Here is a 22,590-nt window from a genome sequence, read left to right on the forward strand (position 1 = left end):
CTTCAAGGGTCACCCCCACGAACTAGGGGGGTCGGCTGGCGTGAAATATGTGACAACTGTGCGTCCTTTCGTTTCGCATCCGTAGCGAAAGGCTAAGCAGTCGTTCTTCTCACCCAGAAGGGACCCATCGATGAAGTGTTCGATCCTGGCTGCCGCCGCATTGGCCGCGGCGCTGAGCTTCACCCAGGGCGCCGCCGCCCTGACATGGAACGAGATCGACGCCGGCGAAGTGCCGGTGTCGGCTGAAATCCCGCTGGGCAGCCCCGGCGCGGCGTTGACCGGCATCACCGGCCGGCTGGACGTGGTGGCCTTGCTCGACAACACCTTCGCCTACCAGGTGGACCTGTTCGGCATCCGCATCACCGACGCCGCCACGTTCAGCGCCACCGCGACGGCAGGCTCCGACGACACCGCGCTCTTCCTGTTCGACATGGACGGGTTCGGCGTCTACGCCAGCGACGACACGGCCAGCGGCCTGAATCCTGCGCTGACGCCCTATAGCGGACTGAGCAACGGCCTGTATTACCTTGGCGTCGCCCAAGGCGGCTTCTCGGCCCGCGACGGCCTGGGCGAAGACCTGTTCGTGCAGCCCGCCGGCCTGACCGAACTGGCGTACGGCAACCCGGCCAGTGGCCCGCTGGATTCCTGGCTGAACGGCTTTCCCGTCAATGCGGATTCGTCGCTCGCCTATTCCATCGCGCTCACCGGCGCCAGCGTGGCCGCCGTGCCCGAGCCTTCCGCCGCGCTGATGCTGGCCCTGGGCCTGGGCGGCCTGGCCGCGCTCCGCCGCCGCCAGCGCCACACCGCGCACGCGGACCACCACGCCGGCTGAACCCGGCACCGCGGCGCTGGCCCAAGAGGCCTTCGCCGGCTTTGCAACGTCGCTCCTCTACACATCGGAGATCGCATGCAGACAACTCCTCGCGCCTTGAAGGCGCTGGGCCTGGCGCTTTGTGCGCTGCTGGGCCTGCAGCCCGCTGCACAGGCCCAGACCGCGGCCGGCACCCATGCACAGGCGCTGCGGCTGCCCGCCGCCGTCACCGCGGCCAGCCCCACCCGCTTGGCCGCGCAGCAGCGGCCAGGTGCAGGTGGTGGTGCGCCTGACCGACGCGCCCCTGGCCGTGGCCATGGGCCCCAATGCCAAGCAGGGCTTCGGCACCATGGGCCTGGCCCAGCGCCAGGCCTACATGGCCAGCCTGAAAAGCAAGCAGGATGCGCTGATGGGCCAGATCCGCGGCCTGGGCGGCACCGAGCTGGCCCGCGTGAGCAAGAGCTACAACGCGCTGGTGATCTCCGCGCCCGCCACCCGGCTGCCGCAGATAGCCCGCCTGGCCGGCGTGACCGGCGTGCTGCCGGTGCCGGACAGCCGCCGCTCGCTGGGCGAGACGGTGCCCTACGTGGGCGCCAAGGCGTTGCAGGACCTGGGCGTCACCGGCGCCGGCAAGCGCATCGCCGTGCTGGACAGCGGCGTGGACTACACCCACCGCAACCTGGGCGGCGCCGGCACCGCCGCCGCCTTCGCCGCAGCCGCCAACAACCCGACGGTGGTCACGCCCGGGGTGTTTCCCACGGCCAAGGTGATCGGCGGCTACGACTTCGTGGGCGAGACCTGGCCCAACGGCGCGCTGGCGCCCGACCCCAACCCGATCGACGCCGGCAGCGACGCCGGCCACGGCACCCACGTGGCGGACATCGCCGCCGGCGCCAGCACCGACGGCAAGCACAAGGGCATGGCGCCCGGCGCCAGCATCTACGCGGTCAAGGTGTGCAGCAGCGTCAGCACCAGCTGCAGCGGCGTGGCCACGCTGGCCGGGCTGGACTGGGCGATGGACCCGAACGGCGACCTCGACTTCTCCGACGCCGCCGACGTGATCAACCTCTCGCTGGGTGCGGACTACGGCCAGCGCGAGGACTCCAGCTCGCAGGCGGTGAGCAACCTGGTGCGGTTCGGCATCGTGGTGGTGGCGGCGGCCGGCAATGCGGCCGACCGGCCGTACATCGTCAGCTCCTCCTCCACCGCGCCGGAAGCCATCAGCGTGGCGCAGACGGCCGTGCCCTCGGCCGGTGCCATCGCACTGGTGGTCAATGCACCGGCGTCCATCGCCGGCACCTACGGCAACACCAACACCGTGGAATGGGCGCCGGTGACCAGCGGCTTCAGCGGCCTGCTGGCCTATGGCAGCACCGCCGACGCGCGGCTGTCCTGCACCCCGCAGGCCACGCCCGACTTCACCGGCAAGGTGGCGCTGATCGACCGCGGCAGCTGCAACATCAGCACCAAGGTGGCCAATGCCTCGGCCAAGGGCGCCCTCGGCGTGCTGCTGGCCAACAACGCGCCGGGCGAGGCCCCCACCTTCAGCTCCGGCGGCGAGACCAACCTGGTGCAGACGCTGGTCATCGGCCAGGAAGTGGGCGCGCGCCTGAAGTCGGCGCTGGCCTCCGGCGTGACGGTGACCGTCAGCCGCAGCAACCTCATCCCGCTGGTGGGCAGCATGGCCAGCACCTCGGCCCGTGGGCCGTCGTACAGCTATGGCGCCATCAAGCCGGAGATCGGCGCGCCGGGTGCCTCCGTCTCGGCGGTCTACGGCACCGGCACCGGCACCGAGAGCTTCGGCGGCACCTCCGGCGCCACGCCGATGGTGGCCGGCGCGGCCGCGCTGCTGCTGCAGAAGTTCCCGGCCGCCACGCCGGTGGAGATCAAGGCGCGGCTGATGAACGGCGCCAATGCCGAGGTCTACACCAACCCCGCCACGCTGCCCGGCGTGCTGGCGCCGGTGTCGCGCATCGGTGCCGGCGAGCTGCGCGTGGACAAGAGCGCCACGCTCACCACCGGCGTGTGGGATGCCACCAACCCGTACAGCGTGGGCCTGTCGTTCGGCGTGGTGCGGGCCACCGGCATCAGCAAGATCAGCCGCAAGGTGGCGGTGCGCAACTACAGCAACTCCGCCCGCACCTATGCCATCCAGCGCAGCTTCCGCTATGCGGCCGACGAGGCGCGCGGCGCCGTTACGCTGGCCGCGCCGGCCAGCATCACGGTGCCGGCCAACGCCACGGCGGCCTTCGTGCTGACGCTGACGCTGGACGCCGGCAAGCTGCCCGCCTGGAACCTGGGCTTCGCAGGCAACCAAGGCAACGGCGCCCTGCTGGGCGACGTGGAGTTCGATGGCTACGTCACGCTGAGCGACTCGGCCGGCACCGTCTCGGTGCCGTGGCACATCCTGCCGCACAAGGCGGCCAACGTGCTGCCGTCCACCACCTCGGTGGCGCTGGAAGGCGAGAGCAGCGGCCTGCTGGGCGTGAGCAACGTGGGTGGCGCCGCGCCGGGCTACACCGACGTGTTCGCGCTCACCGGCATCAGCCCGCAGATCAGCGTGGTGCAGGCGCCGGCCGGGGGCGAGGTGGCCCTGATCGACCTGAAGGCCACCGGCGTGCGGCTGGTGGACGTGGGCGTGCCGGCACTGCAGTTCGCCATCACCACCTTCGGCCGCCGGGCACATCCCGCCTATCCGGCGGAGTTCGATGTGTACGTGGATGTGAACGGCGACGGCGTGGACGACGCGGTGATCTACACGGCGGAGAACGGTGGCTTCGGCACCAGCGGGCAGACGCTGGTGTACGCCCAGCGGCTGAACCCCGACGGCAGCAACCAGGGACAGGCGGTGGCGAACTTCTACCTGGACGCCGACCTCGACTCCAGCAATGCGGTGCTCACCGTGCTGGCGTCCGACCTGGGCGTGACCAACCTGAACAGCCGCATCCGCTTCGACGTGCTGGCCTTCGACAACTACTACAGCGGCGCGCTCACCGACGTGGTGGTGGGCAACACCTACATCCCGGCGCGACCCAAGTACAGCGTGGGCCTGGACGCCTTCACCCTCCCGGCGGGCCGCAGCGGTGCGCTGACGGTGACCCGGACGCCGGGCGTCGCCGCCGACGCCCATGGCCAGAGCGGCCTGCTGATGCTGCACTGGGACGCACGGGCCGGCCGCGAGGCCGACCTGGTGCAGGTGGCGCCGTAGAGTGCCCCGGCCTCTCCAGGATCAGGTGGTCTTGGAGATGGTGATGGTGGGGAACTTGGCCGAGAAGTCCTTGGCCTTGCGCGCCACCGTCACCGCCACCTGGCGGGCCACGGCCCTGTACAGGCCGGCCACCTCGCTGTCGGGTTCGGCCACCACGGTGGGCCGGCCCGAGTCGGCCTGCTCGCGGATGCTGAGCTTGAGCGGCAGGCCGCCCAGATAGTCCACCTGGTACTCGGCCGCCATCCTGCGGCCGCCTTCGGCGCCGAAGATGTGCTCGGCATGGCCGCAGTTCGAGCACACATGCACCGCCATGTTCTCGACGATGCCCAGGATGGGCACGCCCACCTTCTCGAACATCTTCAGGCCCTTGCGCGCATCCAGCAACGCGATGTCCTGCGGCGTGGTGACGATGACCGCGCCCGTCAGCGGCACGCGCTGGCACAGGCTGAGCTGGATGTCGCCGGTGCCCGGGGGCATGTCGACGATGAGGTAGTCGAGGTTCTTCCAGTTGGTCTGGCGCAGCAGCTGGTCCAGCGCCTGCGTGACCATGGGGCCGCGCCAGATCATGGCCTGGTCGGGCTCCACCAGGAAGCCGATGGACATCACCTGCACGCCGTGGCCCACCAGCGGCTCCATCGTCTTGCCGTCGTGGCTTTCGGGCTTGCCCTGCACGCCCATCATCATGGGCTGGCTGGGGCCGTAGATGTCGGCGTCCAGCAGGCCCACGGTGGCGCCCTCGGCAGCCAGCGCCAGCGCGATGTTGGCCGCGGTGGTGCTCTTGCCCACGCCGCCCTTGCCGGAGGCCACGGCGATCACGTTCTTCACGCCGGGCAGCAGCTGAACGCCGCGCTGCACCGCGTGCGCCACGATCACGCTGCTGAGGTTGACGCTGGCGTTCTCCACGCCCGGCACGCTGCGCGCGGCCGCCACCAGCGCCTTGCGCAGCGCCGGAAACTGGCTTTGCGCCGGGTAGCCGAGCTGCACGTCGAAGGCCACGTCGCCGCCGTCGATGCGCAGGTTGCGCAGCTGCCGGGTGGTAACGAAGTCTTCGCCGGTGTTCGGGTCGACGACGGTCTGGAGGGCTGCAAGCAGCGCGGCTTCGGTGGGGCTGGACATGGTGGGCAGTCTAACGAAGGCCGCCCGGCCGGCTCGCCGCAGGGCCGGGCCGACGCCACCGGGTATGGCGGCTGCTTACAAGTGCGGCGCCGGGCGCGCATATCCTCCGCCCCGTTTGTTTGACTACCGCATTCCGCATGGACGACAAGACCACCCGCCTCGACCGACGCCACTTCATCACCGCCGCCGGCAGCGCGCTGGGCCTGGCCGCCCTGGGCCTGCCCCCGCAGGCGCTGGCCGCCACCGGCCTGCGGCTGGGGCCGCGCAAGCCGTTCTCGTTCGATGCGCTGGTGGCCCGTGCCGAAGCCATGGCCCGCCAGGCGCCCACGCCGGTGGTGAACCTGCCGCGCGAGGTGCTGGAGCGCATCGACTACGAAGCGCACGGCAAGCTCAAGTTCGACACCGGCAGCGCGCTGTTCAAGGACGGCCCGGGCCCGTTCCCGGTCACCTTCTTCCACATGGGCCGCTTCTTCCAGACGCCGGTGCACATGCATGTGCTGGAGAAGCAGGGCGAGGCCTTCGGCGCACGCGAGATCCTGTATTCGCCGCAGTACTTCGAGATGCCGGCCGACAGCCCGGCGCGCGAGCTGCCCGAAGGCGCGGGCTTTGCCGGCTTCCGCTTCCAGGAAAGCCGGCTGGGCGACCAGGCGAAGCTCGACTGGAAGTCCAACGACTGGGTGGCCTTCCTGGGCGCCAGCTACTTCCGCGCCATCGGCGAGCTGTACCAGTACGGCCTGTCGGCCCGCGGCGTGGCCATCAATCCGGCGGTGCCGGGGCAGGACGAGGAATTCCCGTCCTTCACCCATTTCTGGTTCGAGCCGCCGGCCGAAGGCAGCACCAGCGTGACGGTGCATGCGCTGCTGGAGGGCCCCAGCATCACCGGCGCCTACCGCTTCGTGATGAAGCGCGAGGCCGCGGTCATCATGGACATCGATGCGCGCCTGTTCCTGCGCAAGAACGTGGCCCGCCTGGGCCTGGCGCCGCTGACCTCGATGTACTGGTACTCCGAGACGGTCAAGCCCACCGCCATCGACTGGCGGCCGGAGGTGCACGATTCCGACGGCCTGGCGATGTGGAACGGCGCCGGCGAGCGCATCTGGCGCCCGCTGAACAACCCCGGCGGAACCACCGCCTCGGCCTTTGCCGACAACAACCCGCGCGGCTTCGGCCTGTGGCAGCGCGACCGCAACTTCGACCACTACCTGGACGGCGTGATGTACGACCGCCGCCCCGGCCTGTGGGTGGAGCCGCTGGGCAGCGCCTGGGGCGAAGGCGAGGTGCAGCTGATCGAGATCCCGACCGACGACGAGATCCACGACAACACCGTGGCGATGTGGGTGCCGCGCCAGCCTGCACGCGCCGGCAGCCGCTACGACCTGCGCTACCGCCTGCACTGGACCGACAAGGAACCCTATCCCACGCCGCTGGCGCACTGCACCGGCACGCGGCTGGGCCGTGGCGGCCAGCCAGGGCAGCCGCGGCCGGCGGGCGTGCGCAAGTTCATGGTGGAGTTCATGGGCGGGCCGCTGAAGGAGCTGCCCTTCGGCGTCAAACCCGAGGCGGTGCTGTCGGCCGCCAGCGGCCGGTTCTCGTACGTGTTCACCGAAGCCGTGCCCGATGGCGTGCCCGGCCATTGGCGCGCGCAGTTCGACTTCACCGCCGAAGGCACGCAGCCGGTGGACATCCGGCTGTACCTGCGCAACGGCGAGCAGACGCTGTCCGAGACCTGGCTCTACCAGTACCACCCCTTCTGACGTCTGCCGGCCGCGCCCTGGGCACTGGCGTTGCCAATGCCAGGCCATGTCACACGACAAGGCCTTCATGCAACGCAGGACCGTGCTCGGCGCCGCTGGTGCGGCCGCGCTTTCGATGCTTTCGCCCGCAGCCCGCGCGGCGGGCCTGAAGCCGCTGGGCAAGGCGCAGGCCTTCGACTACGCCTGGCTCAAGGGCGCCGCGCGCGACCTGGCCGGCAAGCCCTACAGGCCGCACGGGCAGGACTTGCCGGCCGACGTGGCCGCGCTGGACTGGGACCAGTACCAGGCCATCATCTTCAAGCCCGACCATGCGCTGTGGGCCGACGAATCGCTGCGCTTCCAGGTCAAGCTGTTCCACCTGGGCCTGTTCTTCAAGCGGCCGGTGCGCATGTTCGAGGTACGCGGCGGCCAGGCCCAGGAGCTGGCCTACGACCCCGCGATGTTCGACTACGGCAAGAGCGGCCTGAACGGCGCGAAGCAGCCGCCCGACCTGGGCTTCGCGGGCTTCCGGCTGAACTTCGACACCAACTTCAAGCTGGACATGGCCGCCTTCCTCGGCGCCAGCTACTTCCGCGCCGTGGGCGCCAGCAAGCAGTACGGCCTGTCGGCCCGCGGCCTGGCGATCGACACCGCGATGGGGCGGCCGGAGGAGTTTCCCGACTTCACCGACTTCTTCCTGGAGCGGCCCGATCCCAAGTCCGGCACGCTGGTGGTCTACGCGATGCTGGATTCGCCCAGCGTGGCCGGCGCCTACCGCTTTGCCATCGTGCCCGGCGACACCACGGTGATGGACGTGGATGCCGCGCTGTACCCGCGCAAGCCGATCGAGCGGCTGGGCATCGCGCCCTGTACCAGCATGTACCAGACCGGCGAGAACGACCGCCGCATGGCCAACGACTGGCGGCCCGAGATCCATGATTCCGACGGCCTGGCGATGCACACCGGCGGCGGCGAATGGATCTGGCGGCCGCTGACCAATCCGCGCCACCTCGCCTTCAACGCCTTCGCCGACCGGCAGCCGCGCGGCTTCGGCCTGCTGCAGCGCGACCGCGACTTCAACCACTACCAGGACGACGGCGTGTTCTACGACCGCCGGCCCAGCCTGTGGGTGGAGCCCAAGGGCGACTGGGGCGCCGGCTCGGTGCAGCTGGTGGAGATTCCGACGGTGGACGAGACCTTCGACAACATCGTCGCCTTCTGGAACCCGGCCACGCCGCTGGTGCCGGCGCAGGAGGCGCTGTTCGCCTACCGGCTGCACTGGGGCGCCGAGGCGCCGGTGCAGCCGCCGCTGGCGCGCTGCGTGGCCACGCGCACCGGTCTCGGCGGCGTGGTGGGCAAGCCGCGGCCGTATTTCTCCTGGCGCTTCGCCATCGACTTCGCAGGTGGCGAGCTGGCCCGGCTGCCCGCGGGCGCCAGGGTGGAGCCGGTGATCAGCCTGAGCCGCGGCAAGGCCGAGATCACCTCGGCCCGGCCGCTGGACGCGGTCAAGGGCTACCGCGCCATGTTCGACCTGGTGCCGCCGGACGACAGCACCGAGCAGATCACCGTGCGCCTGTACCTGCGCAGCGGCGACAAGGCACTCACCGAGACCTGGCTGTACCAGTGGCAGCCACCGCCGCCCGCGGAGCGGGCGGTGGGGTGAGGCACCTTGCGCTTCAGGGTGCCGGTGGGGCCGCCTCCACGACCGTCAGCGTGCGGTAGCGGGTGACGGCCGCGTCGGAGGCCGGCACCTCGCCCGTGGGCAGGTACTGCTCGTTCTGCAGCACCACCATGCGGCCGTCGGCCAGCGCCAGCGGCCACCACTGGATCACCTGCTCATAGCCGCCGGAGTCGGGCCGCACGATGTGCGCCTGGCCGTCGGGCTGCAGCGTCCAGCGGCCCGCCGCGTCGTACACGGACGCGGTGCCATCGGCCTGCAGCGTGATGCTCCACCTGCCATAGGCGCCATCGGGGTCGAAGTCCCATGCACGCGCCAGGTCGGCGGCCGTCGGCGTGTACCGCTTGGCCAGCGGCGCGATCGGCACCACCGCGGCCCAGGCGGTGGGCGTGCCGATGCGGCCCTGCACCAGCCAGGATTCCAGGCCGTCGGCCGTGGCCGGGCGCAGCCGCGTATAGCGCCATTCCGCGCCCGTGGAGTCCTTCAGGCTGAAGCTGCCGTCGGCCACGCTCAGCGTGCGCTCCACGCCCGCCAGCTCCAGCCGCGCCCGGGTGGCGGACTCCACCTGCAGCACGTCGGCGGCCAGGCCGTCGAAGCTGGACGACGGCGCGCGCAGCACCGCACCGGCCCAGCGGGTGCCCGGCGCGAGGTCGGCCGCTTCCACCGGGTAGGCATCCAGCGCGGTGGCCACCGACGCCGGCTGCCACGGCTCGGCCTGGGCGGCCAGGAGCACCTCGCCGCTGCGCGGGCCTTCGCTGACGGTCTGGCGCTGCAGGCGGGAAGACACCGCCAGTTGACGGCCGCTGACCAGCCGCAGCCGCAGGCCGGTGGTCTCGACGTTCACGCGCAGCATCTCCTGGGTCTGCGGGTCCGGCGCCCACGTGGTGTAGTCCAGGCGGGGCTGGGCATAGCTGACGGACAGGTCGCCGTCCTGCACCTGCCAGCGGAGGTCGCGCGTGCCTTCGGGCGCAGTGGCGGTGCCGCCACCATCGGCACGCAGCAGCCACAGCTCGCCCAGGCCATAGACGTCCTGCACCACCAGCGTGGCCTCGCCGGTGGCGGGGCCGGTGAAGGGCACGGCGGGCGCGCGGTCCATCGTGTCCGAGAGCGCCGACCACCAGCTGCCGTCGACCATCATCTCGTTGCGCCGCGCACGGGTGGCGGACGCATCCAACGCGAAGGCCCAGGTGTCGGCATGCCCTGCGGGCAGGGGCTGGCCATGGTCTATCACCTGCTGCAGCAGCGTGGCCACCATCAGCGCTGCTTCGGGCGACACCGTGGCCAGCGCCGCGTCCAGCGCCTCGCCCGTCTTGGGCGCGCCGTCCTTGCCACGCGAGATCAGCGCGGCGATGGCGGTGCTGACGTGGGACACGTCCAGCCCCGGCTCGTCGGCTGCGCTGACCACGCCGGCGGCATCGATGTCCTCGGCCACCGCGCCGGCCGTGCCGGCATAGCCGACCAGGCGCACGGTGGCTTGCGTGCCGGTGCCGGTGGCCTCGATGCGCACCACGTCGGCCTGCGCATCGGCGGTCACCTCCACGCGGTAGCGGCCGTCGGCGTCGGTGGTGGTGCCGAACTCGTCGTCGCCCACCGCCACCTTCACCGCGGCCCGGGCCAGCGGCGCGTCGGCCACGGTGCCGGCCAGGGTCATGCGGGCCTGCACCGCGATGCGCACCGGCACCGCCACCTGGATGCCGGCACCGCTGGCGGTGTAGGTCACCGTCTCCACGCCGAACCAGCCGGGCTCAGGTGTATAGACAAGTCGGCCATCCACCATGGCCGCGGTGCCGTGTTCGGGCTCGGCCACCGAGGCCACGGTCACCGGTCCGTCGTTGCTGCTGTCGTTGGCCAGCACGTCCACCGTCACGCTGGTGTTCCAGGGCATGGTGGCGCTGTCTGCATCGGCGTTCAGCACCGCGGCATCGTCGCCGTCGCCGCCGCAGCCCGCCACCAGCGCGGCGGCCAGCCAGGCGACGCAGAACGGCGCACCGGTGCGCCATCGGCGGCGCGCGGGCTGGGGGTGGCGGGAGCGGCCGGCGGCGGCGCGGGGCTCGGGTGTGTGCGGGCGGGGCATGCGATCCTCCTAGGGGCGCCCGCGGCCCGGGACATCCAGCCGGCAGGCAGCGGCCGCAGCGGGCCGCCGGCGCACTCTCTTCGGCCCCGGTGCGGCAGCACATCCGCTGGCTGATGGAGGCGCTGCCGCCGCCTCCTGCATCTGCAGGAGGCCTTTCCTACAATCCTCGATCGCCCCGAGCGCCCCACTGCCTCGGCGTGCACCCCATGACCCACCGCAAAATCTTCGTCACCACCGCCCTGCCCTACGCCAACGCGCCCTTCCACATCGGCCACATGATGGAGTACATCCAGGCCGACATCTGGGTGCGGCACCAGCGCATGCAGGGCCACGAGGTGCACTTCGTGTGCGCGGACGATGCCCACGGCGCGCCGATCATGATCGCGGCCGAAAAGGCCGGCAAGACGCCGCAGGCCTTCGTGGCCGACATCGCCGCCGGCCGCCAGCAGTACCTCGACGGCTTCCACATCGGCTTCGACAACTGGCACTCCACCGACGGCCCCGAGAACCACGAGCTGGCGCAGGACATCTACCGCGCGCTGCGCAAGGCCGGCCTGATCACCGAGCGCTCGATCGAGCAGTTCTTCGACCCGGTGAAGAACATGTTCCTGCCCGACCGCTACATCAAGGGCGAGTGCCCCCGGTGCGGCGCCAAGGACCAGTACGGCGACAGCTGCGAGGTGTGCGGCGCGGTGTACTCCCCTACCGAGCTGAAGAACCCGTACTCGGCGCTGACCGGCGCCACGCCGGTGCTCAAGACCAGCGTGCACTACTTCTTCCAGCTCTCGTCGCAGCGCTGCCTCGACTTCCTGAAGGACTGGACGCACACGCCGGGCCGGCTGCAGCCCGAGGTGCTGAACAAGATCAGCGAGTGGTTCGCGGTGGACGAGCACGGCCACGGCGGCCTGGCCGACTGGGACATCAGCCGCGATGCGCCCTACTTCGGCATCCGCATCCCGGACACCGAGGACAAGTACTTCTACGTATGGCTGGACGCTCCGGTGGGCTACCTCGCCTCGTTGAAGAACTACTTCGGCAAGACCGGCCGCGACTTCGACGCCTTCTTCGCCGACCCCAGCGTGGAGCAGATCCACTTCATCGGCAAGGACATCACCTACTTCCACACGCTGTTCTGGCCGGCGATGCTGCACTTCAGCGGCCGCAAGACGCCCGACCACGTGAACGTGCACGGCTTCCTGCAGCTCAGCGGCGAGAAGATGAGCAAGAGCCGCGGCACCGGCCTGTCGCCGCTGAAGTACCTGGAGCTGGGCATGAATGCCGAGTGGCTGCGCTACTACCTGGCGGCCAAGCTCAACGGCCGGGTGGAAGACGTGGACTTCAATCCCGAGGACTTCGTGGCCCGGGTCAACTCCGACCTGATCGGCAAGTACGTCAACATTGCCAGCCGGGCCGCCGGTTTCCTGAACAAGCGCTTTGAAGGCCGCGTGCTGCCGGTGGCCGAGCTGCCGGCCGCCGATGCCGCCATCCACGACCAGATCGTGGCCGCGCAGCCGGCGCTGTGCAGGCTGTTCGACGAGCGCGAGTACGGCAAGGCCCTGCGCGACATCATGGCGCTGGCCGACGTGGTCAACGGCTACACCGACGAGAACAAGCCCTGGGAGCTGGCCAAGAAGCCCGAGGCCGCCCAGCGCCTGCACGAGGTGTGCAGCACGCTGATGCGTGCCTTCGAGCTGCTGACGCGCCTGCTGGCCGCCGTGCTGCCGGATACCGCGGCGCGGGCCGCCACCTTCCTGAACGTGCGCTTCGACCGCAGCATCGGCCCTTCGCAGGTGGAGCGCATCGGCGAGTTCAAGCACCTGATGCAGCGCGTGGACACGCAGCAGCTCGACGAGCTGCTGGCCCCGCCGCCGGCGCCCAAGGTGGTGCCGGGCGGCGAGGACATCGCGCCCGAGATCAAGATCGATGACTTCAGCAAGGTCGACCTGCGCATCGCCAAGATCGTCAATGCCGAAGCCGTGGAAGGCAGCGACAAGCTGCTGCGCCTGACGCTGGACGTGGGCGAGGGCCGCACCCGCAACGTGTTCAGCGGCATCAAGTCGGCCTACAAGCCCGAAGACCTGGTGGGCAAGCTGACGGTGATGGTGGCCAACCTGGCGCCGCGCAAGATGAAGTTCGGCCTGAGCGAAGGCATGGTGCTGGCCGCATCGCATGCCGACGAGAAGGCCGAGCCCGGCATCTTCGTGCTGGAGCCCGGCCCGGGCGCGCAACCCGGCATGCGGGTGCGCTGAGCACGTTGGCGCTGTGCCTCAGCCGCCGCGCTTTCGGCGGCGGGCCACGGCGCCCATCAGCGCCAGACCGCCCAGCATCAGCGCATAGGTCGAGGGCTCCGGCACCGGCGCCAGGGCCAGGTCGCCGTTGACGCCCAGCGCGACGAACTGCGTGAACTCGCCGGTCGAGAAGTTGTTGTCGGCCACCAGCATCAGCGTCTTGCGACCGCCGACGTCGGCACCCCAGGTGATGCCTTCGATGTTGTCCAGCACCAGGGCGGAGCCGTCGTCGTTGCGCAGCGTGCCCAGGTCCAGCAGCAGCGACTTGCGCATGGTGCTGAAGCTGGCGCCCTGCAGCGAAGCCAGCGACGACACGTCGCTGGCGCCCACGGTGTCGGTCAGGTACAGCCGGATGTTGAAGCCCACGCCGGTGGAGAACGACCGCTCCATCGCGATGAAGCGGCCTTCGGACACCGCCAGCATCTCCACCAGGCCGTTGTCGGAGAAACCACCCGGCGCGGGCGCGGCGACGATGGCATCGGTGCGGTAGACGTACTGCGCACCGGCCTGGCCGCTGGCCAGGTTGAACTCGGCCACTCGGCTGTACGAGCCGGCGGCCAGCGTGGCGGCCGGGCCGTCCTGCACCAGGGCGCCTTCGGTGGCCACGTAGGCACGGGTGCCGTCGGTGGACAGCGTCAGGCTCTCGAAGGCCAGGTTGTTGCGCACGCCGCGGTCGCCCGCGGCATTGCCGGCGACGGTGCCGGCCGGCAGGAAGGTGGCGGGCACGTCGACGCCGCGCACGGGGGTGCCGTCGAGGTGCATCTCGCGCAGCGTGGGGTTCTGCAGGCCGGCGGCGCTGCGCTGGCCTTCGCTGGTCCACAGCAGCGTCGGGCCTTTGGCGCCACGCACCAGGCGGATCGATTCCGGGTCGACGCCGGCCGCGGCGAACGGCTGGCCGTCCAGGTTGCGCAGCGTGGTCACGCCGGTGAACTGCACGCCGGCGGCGCTGGCGTTGTTGGCGCGCTGGAACTGCGCGGTGTCCAGCGTCATGCGGTAGTAGCGAGCCGGGTTGAGCTGGCTGCGGTCGTCGCTGATGGCGATGTAGGTCTGGGTGGCCGCGTCGTAGTCGATGCCCGAGAGACCGCCCACCTGCGTACCGGCGAACTGCGTGCCGGTGGCCAGCGTGGCCTGGCCCAGGTAGTCCAGGCCGACCGGCGCGGCCATCGGGGCGCTGGCGGCCAGCATCAGCATCAGCGCAGCAAGGGGGCGAAGCGTGGGAGTCATGCGGTGTCCTGCGGAAGGCAATGAAAGAGCCGCATGCTCGCGGCCGACCATGACCTGCGCATGAAAGCGCACCACAATCGGCGCGTGACACATGCCGCCCCTGCCCCGCAGAACCTGCCGCCATCGCGCAGGCGGCGCTTCATGGCGCGTGTGCATCACTGCGGCCCTCCGAGCCTCGCTGCCTGGCATTCCCGTCACAGCAGCCCACCGGAGACCGCATGCCCCCGATCCCGCTCCACCGCTTCCGCCCTCGCCTGCTCGGCAGCCTGAAGGGCTACGGCCGCGACCGCTTCCTCGCCGATGCCGGCGCCGGCCTCACCGTCGGCATCGTGGCGCTGCCACTGGCCATGGCCTTTGCCATCGCCAGCGGCGTCAAGCCGGAGGCGGGGCTGTTCACCGCGATCATCGCGGGCTTCATCATCTCGGCGCTGGGCGGCTCCAACGTGCAGATCGGGGGGCCGGCGGGTGCCTTCATCGTCATCGTCTACGGCATCGTCGAGCGCCATGGCCTGGCCAACCTGCTGATCTCCACCGTGATGGCGGGCGTGCTGCTGTTCGCCATGGGGCTGCTGCGGCTGGGCGCGCTGGTGCGCTACGTGCCGGTGAACATCGTCATCGGCTTCACCAACGGCATCGCCGTGCTCATTGCGCTGTCGCAGGTGCGCGACCTGCTCGGCCTGCGCATCGACAAGCTGCCGGCCGACTTCTTCTCGCAGCTGCGCGCCTTCGGCCAGGCGATGCACACCTTCAACCCGCATGCCCTCGTGCTGGGCCTGCTGTGCTTCGGCGGGCTGCTGCTGTGGCCGCGGCTGTTCAAGCGCGGCGACCTGCTGCCCGGCATCCACCTGCCCGACCGGCTGACCGAGGCCGGCATGTTCCAGGCGGCGGCCCGCATGCCGGGGCAGATCGTCGCGCTGGTCACGCTCACGCTGGCCAGCACGCTGCTGGCGCTGCCGGTGGAGACCATCGGCTCGCGCTTCGGCGGCATACCGCAAGGCCTGCCTGCCTTTGCGCTGCCGGCCTTCAGCTGGCAGACGGTACAGCAGCTCTTCATCCCCACGCTGACCATCGCCGTGCTGGGTGCGGTGGAGTCGCTGCTGTGCGCGCGGGTGGCCGACAGCCTGGGCCAGTCAGCCTTTCCGCGCCACGACCCCAACCAGGAGCTGATGGCCCAGGGCGTGGCCAACATCGTCACGCCGTTCTTCGGCGGCATACCCGCCACCGGCACCATCGCCCGCACCGTGACCAACCTGCGCGCCGGCGCCACCACGCCGGTTGCCGGCATGGTGCATGCGGTGGTGCTGCTGGCCATCGTGCTGCTGGCCGCGCCGCTGGCGCTGCACGTGCCGCTGGCGGTGCTGGCCGGCATCCTGCTGTTCGTGGCCTGGAACATGGGCGAATGGCACGAGTTCGCCCGGCTGCGGCAGTTCTCGCTGGCCTACCGCACCACGCTGCTGGGCACCTTCGTGCTCACGGTGGTGTTCGACCTCACGGTGGCGGTGCAGGTGGGGCTGGTGTCGGCCTGCGTGTTCTTCATCTGGCGCATGGGCACGCTGTTCCAGGCGCAGCCCGTGCCGTCGGGCGTGGCCGGCGTGCAGGTCATCGGCCTGTACGGCGCGCTGTTCTTCGGCGCGGTGGGCAAGATCGAGGACCTGGCCGACCAGGTGCCCGCCGACAGCCGCGTGCTGGTGCTGGAGATGCACCGGCTGGTGTCCATGGATGCCTCGGGCCTGGACGCCCTGGTGCAGCTGCAGCGGGCCTTGCAGCGCCGCGGCGTGCGCCTGGTGCTGGCCGACCTGAATCCACAGCCGCGGTCGCTGGTGCGCCGCGCAGGCTTCGAGACGGCGCTCGGCGAAGGCGGCCTGGCCGCCACGCTGGACGAGGCCCTGCGGCGCTGGGCGCCCGCGCAGCCGCTCAGCCCGGCGACGTGATGCGCGGGTCGTCGCCGATGCCGGTGCGCAGCACCTTCATGCCGGCATCGAACACCACGGTGAAGGCCTTGGCCTGCCCGCCGTCCTGCCAGCGCCAGTCCCATTCGGTCTGCTGCTTCAGGGCGTAGGTCTGCTGCTTCGCCGGCCGGCCCAGCAGGCGGCGCACCTCGTCGGCCGACATGCCGGGCTGCACCCGCTCCAGGTTGCGCGCGGTGAGCACCTGGCGCAGCGCCGTCATGCGGCCATCCGGGCCGATGGTGATCATGTAGTTGACCGCGCCTTCGGGCTGGCGGGGATAGTCGAAAGTGCGCGAACCGTCGGGCTCGTCGAACACGGCTGCAGGTTCGCCGAATTGTTTTCGCACATCGGCCTCGGTGGCCACGCCTTCTTCCAGCTTGGCGATGCGCTCGGCATCGCAGCCGGCCAGCAGGCCGGCCACCACGGCCGCGGCTGCGAACACGGCCTTGATCGTCCAGTTGTCCATGGGTGCCCCGGGTAAACTCTGAAGTTCCTGCCTCATTCTTGTCCACGCGCCATGCCGCTCTTCTGGAAGCCCTACAAGTCCGACGTGACCCAGTTCATCGACTCGCTGAAGGCGCAGAAGCCCACGCTGGAAGCCGAACAGCGCGCCGGCCGTTCCCTGCTGTGGGACCGGCCCATCGACCGCCAGGCGCAAGCCGAATACAAGGACGCCCGCGTGGCGCAACAACCCTACGTCTACCAGACCAAGGGCAAGTAAGCGGCCCGCCGCCGACCGCCCGCACCCGGCGCCGCCGATGTCCGAGCCCTCGCCCGCCTCCGGCGGCGCCCTGCCGCCCGCGGTGCTGGAAGCGCCGCCGCACGTCATCGACACGGTGGCCGTGGCCCGCCTGTACGGCGAGCCGCTGTTCGCGATGCCGCAGGATCTCTACATCCCGCCGGACGCGTTGGAAGTGTTCCTGGAGGCCTTCGAAGGCCCGCTGGACCTGCTGCTGTACCTGATCCGCAAGCAGAACTTCAACATCCTCGACATTCCGCTGGCCGACGTGACGCGCCAGTACCTGGCCTACGTCGACCAGATCCGCAAGAGCAACCTGGAGCTGGCCAGCGAATACCTGCTGATGGCCGCGATGCTCATCGAGATCAAGAGCCGCATGCTGCTGCCGCCGAAGAAGTCGGCGGACGGCCATGAGGCCGAGGACCCGCGGGCCGAGCTGGTGCGACGGCTGATCGAGTACGAGCAGATGAAGCTGGCCGCCTTCAAGCTGGATGCGCTGCCGGTGCTGGGCCGCGACTTCCTGCGGGCGCAGGTGACGGTGGAGCAGAGCCTGAAGCCGCGCTTCCCCGATGTGTCCATCGACGAACTGCGCGAGGCCTGGGCCGACATCCTCAAGCGTGCGCGGCTGAACCAGCACCACAAGATCAGCCGCGAGCAGCTGTCGGTGCGCGAGCACATGACCATCGTGCTGCGCCGGCTGCAGGGCAAGCGCTTCGTGGAGTTCGAGGAGCTGTTCGACACCAGCCGCGGCGTGCCCGTGCTGGTGGTCACCTTCATCGCGATGCTGGAGCTGGCGCGGGAGCGCCTGCTCGAGGTGACGCAGGCCGAGGCCTTCGCCCCGATCTACGTGCGCCTGGCCTACGCGCCCAGCTGAGGCACCGCGCGCGCGCCGCGGCGCCGCGCCAGCACGCCCACGGCGACCAGGCCGCCCAGCATCAGGGCGTAGGTGGAGGGTTCCGGGATGGCGGCCACCGTGGCCAGCATGCCGCCCGCGATCACCTGATGCCCCAGCGTGGTGGGGTGGATGCCGTCCCAGAACAGCGCGGTGGCCGGGTCGCAAGCGGCCGCCGGGTTGCCGCAGGCATCGGTGACGTTGAGGAACGGCGAGTTGTTCGACGGGTCTTGGGCGGCGGCCACCACCGTACTCACGAGGCCGTAGAGGTCGAAGGTGTACACACCCTGCTCGCCGGCCAGTTCCTCCTCCAGCTTGGCGTTCATCTGCGCGGTGAGGAAGCTGGCACCGGCCTGTGCCGCCGGGCCGGCCAGCCGCGCGGCCGGGGTGAGGCCGAGGTTGGGCGCGTTCCACACCACGATGTGCCGGGCGCCCGCGGCCTGCAGGCTGTCCACGATGCCGCCGACGTCGGCCGCGTAGGTGGCCGCGGTGGTGGCGATGGTGGTGTTGGCGTCGGCGCCGCCGGCGATGGCCACCAGCGCATCGCGGCCGTTGTTGCCGCCGCCGGCCACCACGTACAGCGCATCGGGCGGCAGCAGATTGCCGGTGGCCGACAGCAGTCCGCCCGCCTGCACCGCCAGGCTGGGCGCCGCACCGCCGCTGGTGCGCGCGCCGCCGAAGGCGAAGTTGGTGCCGCCTGCCAGCGAGGGCGCAGCCGACAGGCCCAGGGCCTGCGCGAAGGTGGTGGCCCAGACGTCGCCGTTGGACAGCGTGCCGCTGCCGTACGGCCGCGCGGGCACGTAGGCATTCGACGAGATCACCTGCGCCGGATCGGTGCCCACCGCCGCGGCGGCATTGCCCGCGTCCGACAGGCTGTCGCCGACGATGTACAGCCCGTTGAAGCTGGTGGCGGCCTGGGCGAGCGGCGCGGCCAGCACCAGGCAGGCGGCCCACAACCAGGGGCGGGCACGGAACGGGGCGGTCATGGCACTTCTCCTGCGGGTGTTTGGGCTCGGACTCTAGCCACAGCCCGCCGCCCGCGACAGGGGGCGACAAGGGATTGCCACGCACACCCCGGGCGGCTATCGCATGCCCAGCTTGAAGGCGATCATCGCCCGCAGCTTGTTGGGCAGCACCGGCTTGATGAGCAGGTGGAAGTCATGCGTGGCCGATTCGTCCTCGTGCCCGCCCAGGCTGCTGCCGGTGACCACGATGGCCGGCAGCGTCGCCTTCGGCCAGCGCCCGCGCAGCACGGCCAGCGCCTCCAGCCCGGTGGTGCCGGCGGGCAGCCGGTAGTCCACGATGAGCAGATCGGGCTGCAGCGTGCCGGGCTGGGCGACCCAGGCCTGCACCGCCTCCACCGTCTCGAAGGCGTCCACCTGCGCGCCCCAGGCCTGCAGCAGCACCACCAGGCCTTCGCGCACCGCGGCCTCGTCCTCCACCACCACCATGCGGCGGCCTTCCAGCGTGAGGCCGATCGCCGCCTTGCTGCGGCTGATGTCGCGCTCCACCCGCCGCTGCTCGATGCCCATGGGCAGCTCCAGCGAGAACACGGTGCCCCGGTCCACCCGCGATCGCACCTGCAGCGGCGCCTGCAGCAGGTCGGCCAGCCGCTTGACGATGGCCAGCCCCAGTCCCAGGCCCTTGCGGTGGTGCGCCTCCAGCGGGCGGCTGGTGTGCACCTGGTAGAACTCGTCGAAGATGCGTGGCAGCGCCGCCTCGGACACGCCGATGCCGCTGTCCCACACCTGCACCAGCATGCGCTCGCCGCGCTTGCGGCAGCTCACCAGCACGCCGCCGTCCTCGGTGTAGCGGATGGCATTGCTCACCAGGTTGCGCAGGATGCGCTCCAGCAGCACCGGATCGGTGTGAACCACATGGCGGTCGCCATGGAAGCCCAGCGCCAGGCCCTTCTCGAAGGCCAGCGGCTCGAAGTGCAGCCGCAGCCGGGTGAACACCTCCTTCATGCGCACCGGATGCGGATTCACGTCCACGCCGCCGCTGTCGATGCGGGTGATGTCCAGCAGCTCGCCGAACAGGCCTTCGAGCGCATCCACGCTCTCGTTGATGCTGTTGACCAGCGAGGCCACCTCGGGGTCGCGGATGCGCTGGCGCAGGGCCTCGGCGAACAGGCCCATGGCATGCAGCGGCTGCCGCAGGTCGTGGCTGGCCGCGGCGAAGAACTGGGTCTTGGCGCGGCTGGCGGCCTCGGCCGCGCGGCGGGCCTCGTCGGCGGCGGCCTTCTCCACCCGCAGCTGCGCGGCCAGCTGGTCGGTGCGGGCCTTCAGCATGATGGCCTGCTCCAGCGCGCTGCGGTGGGTGCGGCCGATGACCAGCGTGGCCACGAAGATCACGCCCAGCACCACTGCCAGCTGCCAGTGGAACGGCTCGGAGCTGTCGGTGACGATGCGCAGGATGGTGGGCACCAGCACCAGGCTGATGAAGGCATTGAACACCGGCCCCTGCGTGACCAGCAGCTGCACCGCGCCCAGCGTGTAGGCATAGGCCACCAGGATCAGCGCCAGCCGGTGGTAGGGCGTGCCCAGCTCCCAGAACAGCCACACCGTGGCGCCCCACTGCGCGCCCTGCAGCAACACCAGCACCAGGTAGCTGGGATACCAGCCCAGCAGGGTGGCATCGTCCAGCGTGCCGGCCTGTTCCTGCCGGTGGTAGCGCCACCAGTGGGCCAGGCGCAGCAGCCACAGCAGCATGACCGCGGCGAGCCAGCCGCCCAGCACCATCGGATGGGCCAGCGGCAGGAACACGCCCACCACCACGCCAAAGCCCACCGCATTGCCGGTGAGCGACGCGGGGCTTTGCGCGATCAGCGCGCGGACGTGGTCAGCCTTCATCCGCGGCGGTTGGGCTTCCAGGCCTGGAAGCTGGGCAGCTGCCCCTGCGTCATCTGGCTGACCGCCAGCACCGCCTGCGTGCGCGAGCTGACGTTGAGCGCCCGCAGCACCGCGGCCACATGGTCCTTCACCGTTTCCACGGAGAGGTTCATCTCGCGCGCGATGAGCTTGTTGGGCTTGCCCTGCAGCAGCTGGGCCAGCACGTCGGTCTGCCGCGGCGTGAGGCCCAGCGCGGCCAGCGAGGTGGCGTTCTGCTGGAAGGGCGCGGCCTCGGCCTGCTGGCCGATGCGCATCACGTCGGGCACGGTGTCGAGTTCCGACGGCGGCGGCGGCGCGGCCGCATAGTCGCCGCCCAGGGACATCGGCGGCACGAAGATGCCGCCCGACATCACCAGCCGCAGCGCCTCGAACAGCATGTCGTTGGAGGCCCGCTTGGGCACGAAGCCCATCGCGCCCAGGTCGATGGCCTGGATCACGTCGCTGGCCCGGTCGGAGGCCGACACCACCACCACCGGCAGCGCCGGGTACTGCCCGCGCAGCTCGGCCAGCACGTCGAAGCCGTTGGCATCGCCCAGCTGCAGGTCCAGCAGCACCAGGTCGAACTCGGGATCGTGCTGCAAGTGGTTGCGCAGCTCGGCGGCGCTGGCCACGCCCACCACCGTCACATCGTCGCCCAGCCCGCGGATCACCCCCTGCAGGGCCGACAGGATCAAGGGATGGTCATCGACCAACAGCACCTTCATGGCGAAGCTCCTCGTGCCCTTTGAAGGGCTTGGGGGCCATGGTAGCGCGGCTATGCGAGGGCTTCGTCCACCAGTTCCACCCAGTGCCTTACCGGGGTTTGCGTCCCCGACTGCAGCTGCTGGATGCATCCCACGTTGGCCGACACGATGACCTCCGGCCGGGTGGCCTCCAGGTTGGCCAGCTTGCGGTCGCGCAGGGTGTGCGACAGCTCGGGCTGCAGCACCGAATAGGTGCCGGCCGAGCCGCAGCACAGGTGGCTTTCGCGCGCGGCCAGCGTCACCTCGAAGCCCAGCGCCGCCAGCCCGGTTTCCACCGGTCCGCGCACCTGCTGGCCGTGCTGCAGCGTGCAGGGCGGATGGAACACCACGTTCTTCGGCCCGCCCCCACGCAGCTTGCCGGCCAGCGACGGCGCCAGCTCGGGCAGCAGCTCGCTCAGGTCGCGCGTCATCGCGGACACCTTGGCGGCCTTGGCCGCGTAACGCGGGTCGGTGCGCAGCGCATGGCCGTATTCCTTGACCGTCACGCTGCAGCCGGAGGCATTGATGACGATGCCCTCCACCTGGCCGCCCGACAGCATCGGCCACCAGGCGTCGATGTTGCGGCGCATGTGCTCATGCCCGCCTTCCTGGTCGTTCAGGTGGGTCTTGATGGCGCCGCAGCAGCCGGCCGAGGGCGCCACCACGGCCTGGATGCCGGCCGCGTCCAGCACGCGGGCGGTGGCGGCATTGATGTTGGGCGCCATCGACGGCTGCACGCAGCCGGCCAGCACCAGCACCTTGCGCGCATGCTCGCGCTTCGGCCACTCGTGGGCGCGCGGTGGCTGGCGCTCGGGCACCTTGTCCTTCAGCACGCCGGGCAGCATCGGCCGCACCATCTGGCCCAGCTTCATCGCCGGCTTGAACAGCGGCGAGGTCAGGCCTTCCTTCAGCAGCCAGCGCACCGCACGCTCGCCGGCGGGGCGCTGCACCCGTTCTTCCACCACCTTGCGGCCGATGTCCACCAGGTGGCCGTACTGCACGCCCGAAGGGCAGGTGGTCTCGCAGTTGCGGCAGGTCAGGCAGCGGTCGAGGTGGATCTGCGTGGCGCGCGTGGGCTCGGCGCCTTCGAACACCTGCTTCATCAGGTAGATGCGGCCGCGCGGGCCGTCCAGCTCGTCGCCCAGCAGCTGGTAGGTGGGGCAGGTGGCGGTGCAGAAGCCGCAGTGCACGCACTTGCGCAGGATGGCCTCGGCCTCCTCGCCTTCGGGCGTGCCCTTGAATTCGGGTGACAGCGTGGTCTGCAT

General features: G+C 70.7%; 15 protein-coding genes and 2 pseudogenes. 8 read left to right on the forward strand and 9 right to left on the reverse strand.

Going from position 1 to position 22,590, the window contains the following annotated elements; translation table 11 throughout:
• Positions 1-130: 130 nt before the first annotated feature.
• Positions 131-832, forward strand: a complete 702-nt coding sequence (locus tag LRS14_RS09265) for a PEP-CTERM sorting domain-containing protein (RefSeq protein WP_257799353.1) — start codon at positions 131-133, stop codon at positions 830-832.
• Between the two features lie 250 nt (positions 833-1,082).
• The gene (locus tag LRS14_RS09270) at positions 1,083-4,019 is read left to right on the forward strand and encodes a S8 family serine peptidase (protein ID WP_257799354.1); all 2,937 of its coding nucleotides are present in this window, start codon (positions 1,083-1,085) and stop codon (positions 4,017-4,019) included.
• A gap of 21 nt (positions 4,020-4,040) precedes the next feature.
• On the opposite strand, the gene apbC is transcribed toward LRS14_RS09270, so the two are convergent.
• Entirely contained in the window at positions 4,041-5,135 is a 1,095-nt protein-coding gene (apbC, locus tag LRS14_RS09275; protein ID WP_046111624.1) for an iron-sulfur cluster carrier protein ApbC, read from the reverse strand.
• 137 nt (positions 5,136-5,272) lie between these two features.
• Between apbC and LRS14_RS09280 the strand changes: the two genes are divergently transcribed.
• Together LRS14_RS09280 and LRS14_RS09285 are read left to right on the forward strand one after the other, a co-directional pair.
• Positions 5,273-6,889 (forward strand): glucan biosynthesis protein, encoded by a 1,617-nt coding sequence (locus LRS14_RS09280; protein WP_257799355.1) that lies wholly within the window; start codon positions 5,273-5,275, stop codon positions 6,887-6,889.
• A gap of 67 nt (positions 6,890-6,956) precedes the next feature.
• Complete coding sequence (locus LRS14_RS09285; protein WP_257799356.1) at positions 6,957-8,531, forward strand: glucan biosynthesis protein; 1,575 nt, start codon at positions 6,957-6,959, stop codon at positions 8,529-8,531.
• A gap of 13 nt (positions 8,532-8,544) precedes the next feature.
• Here LRS14_RS09285 and LRS14_RS09290 read toward each other — a convergent pair whose 3' ends face one another.
• Entirely contained in the window at positions 8,545-10,620 is a 2,076-nt protein-coding gene (locus tag LRS14_RS09290) for an Ig-like domain-containing protein (RefSeq protein WP_257799357.1), read from the reverse strand.
• Between the two features lie 206 nt (positions 10,621-10,826).
• Between LRS14_RS09290 and metG the strand changes: the two genes are divergently transcribed.
• The gene (metG, locus tag LRS14_RS09295; protein ID WP_257799358.1) at positions 10,827-12,869 is read left to right on the forward strand and encodes a methionine--tRNA ligase; all 2,043 of its coding nucleotides are present in this window, start codon (positions 10,827-10,829) and stop codon (positions 12,867-12,869) included.
• An 18-nt stretch (positions 12,870-12,887) separates the two neighbouring features.
• On the opposite strand, the pseudogene LRS14_RS30650 reads toward metG, so the two are convergent.
• Together LRS14_RS30650 and LRS14_RS09300 are read right to left on the reverse strand one after the other, a co-directional pair.
• Positions 12,888-12,977 (reverse strand): annotated as a pseudogene (locus LRS14_RS30650) (PEP-CTERM sorting domain-containing protein); the annotation flags it as partial.
• 72 nt (positions 12,978-13,049) lie between these two features.
• A pseudogene (locus LRS14_RS09300) lies at positions 13,050-14,321 on the reverse strand (esterase-like activity of phytase family protein); the annotation flags it as partial.
• A 29-nt stretch (positions 14,322-14,350) separates the two neighbouring features.
• On the opposite strand from LRS14_RS09300, the gene LRS14_RS09305 reads away from it, so the two are divergent.
• Positions 14,351-16,063 carry a SulP family inorganic anion transporter gene (locus LRS14_RS09305; protein ID WP_257799359.1) on the forward strand — a complete coding sequence of 571 codons (1,713 nt, stop codon included), beginning with the start codon at positions 14,351-14,353 and terminating at the stop codon, positions 16,061-16,063.
• Here LRS14_RS09305 and bamE read toward each other — a convergent pair.
• Positions 16,047-16,547, reverse strand: coding sequence for an outer membrane protein assembly factor BamE (gene bamE, locus LRS14_RS09310; protein WP_257799360.1), 501 nt, complete (start codon positions 16,545-16,547; stop codon positions 16,047-16,049). The two genes, LRS14_RS09305 and bamE, sit on opposite strands and share 17 nt — an antisense overlap.
• Positions 16,548-16,598: 51 nt before the next feature.
• Here bamE and LRS14_RS09315 point away from each other — a divergent pair, with 51 nt between their 5' ends.
• Together LRS14_RS09315 and LRS14_RS09320 are read left to right on the forward strand one after the other, a co-directional pair.
• Positions 16,599-16,802, forward strand: coding sequence for a DUF3460 family protein (locus LRS14_RS09315; RefSeq protein ID WP_046111617.1), 204 nt, complete (start codon positions 16,599-16,601; stop codon positions 16,800-16,802).
• A 37-nt stretch (positions 16,803-16,839) separates the two neighbouring features.
• Entirely contained in the window at positions 16,840-17,694 is an 855-nt protein-coding gene (locus LRS14_RS09320) for a ScpA family protein (protein ID WP_257799361.1), read from the forward strand.
• On the opposite strand, the gene LRS14_RS09325 is transcribed toward LRS14_RS09320, so the two are convergent.
• From LRS14_RS09325 to glcF, 4 genes are all read right to left on the reverse strand, one after another.
• Positions 17,679-18,698, reverse strand: a complete 1,020-nt coding sequence (locus tag LRS14_RS09325) for an SGNH/GDSL hydrolase family protein (protein ID WP_257799362.1) — start codon at positions 18,696-18,698, stop codon at positions 17,679-17,681. The genes LRS14_RS09320 and LRS14_RS09325 overlap by 16 nt on opposite strands.
• Positions 18,699-18,794: 96 nt before the next feature.
• Positions 18,795-20,564 (reverse strand): ATP-binding protein, encoded by a 1,770-nt coding sequence (locus tag LRS14_RS09330; RefSeq protein ID WP_046111614.1) that lies wholly within the window; start codon positions 20,562-20,564, stop codon positions 18,795-18,797.
• Entirely contained in the window at positions 20,561-21,307 is a 747-nt protein-coding gene (locus tag LRS14_RS09335; RefSeq protein ID WP_046111613.1) for a response regulator transcription factor, read from the reverse strand. Before LRS14_RS09335 ends, LRS14_RS09330 begins: the two co-directional genes overlap by 4 nt.
• Positions 21,308-21,357: 50 nt before the next feature.
• Positions 21,358-22,590, reverse strand: coding sequence for a glycolate oxidase subunit GlcF (gene glcF / locus LRS14_RS09340; RefSeq protein WP_046111612.1), 1,233 nt, complete (start codon positions 22,588-22,590; stop codon positions 21,358-21,360).

Origin of the sequence: Aquincola sp. J276, from assembly GCF_024700035.1 — a bacterium.
Lineage (GTDB): Bacteria > Pseudomonadota > Gammaproteobacteria > Burkholderiales > Burkholderiaceae_C > Aquincola > Aquincola tertiaricarbonis.